The sequence below is a fragment of the Companilactobacillus huachuanensis genome, assembly GCF_005404815.1.
Lineage (GTDB): Bacteria > Bacillota > Bacilli > Lactobacillales > Lactobacillaceae > Companilactobacillus > Companilactobacillus huachuanensis.
The window spans coordinates 1-481 of sequence record NZ_BJDF01000059.1 but is presented as its reverse complement, the minus strand read 5'-3'; the positions used below and the strand labels follow the sequence as shown (position 1 = coordinate 481).

Annotated in this window: 1 protein-coding gene; it reads right to left on the bottom strand. The window is 43.0% G+C overall.

From position 1 onward, the window contains the following. Positions 1-65 precede the first annotated feature (65 nt). Positions 66-481 (bottom strand): hypothetical protein (locus tag FFM71_RS13980; RefSeq protein ID WP_223876561.1); only part of this gene is annotated, 416 nt, incomplete at its 5' end.

The window sequence follows — 481 nt, the reverse complement described above, 5'->3', positions numbered from 1 at the left end:
TTGTCCCAGTTATTCAAATCACATATTTCAACCTAAACACATCATACTCAGTAACAATTAACATACTAAACAAGCCAGCTATCATGGAACACAGACTGGTATTGCACCATAATAAGCAACAACACAATTAAAGCAGCCACGCCCCATGGAGAGCTGCCTTCCTGAGGACTATGGTAGCTGCGGCGGCGATAACCATAGGGCGAGGAAGCAGAGAAGAGGTCAGAATTTTCCATGGATGACACCAAGTGGACTGCCATTAGAAGTAGTATAGGAATGGCTAATAGCGCCCAACTCATCTGCACTTCTGCAGCTTCTATAATTGAGTCATAAGAGACATACCATGATATAGAAAAGAAGATTAAGATCACTGCTAGAATAAGGAGAACTGGGTATGGCAGAGGACTTATAGTAAAGACATCTGCAATAGATGAGGCTATGCTTCTTCTTCTGTAGGCCATGAAGGGCCTTTTGGCCACTACGT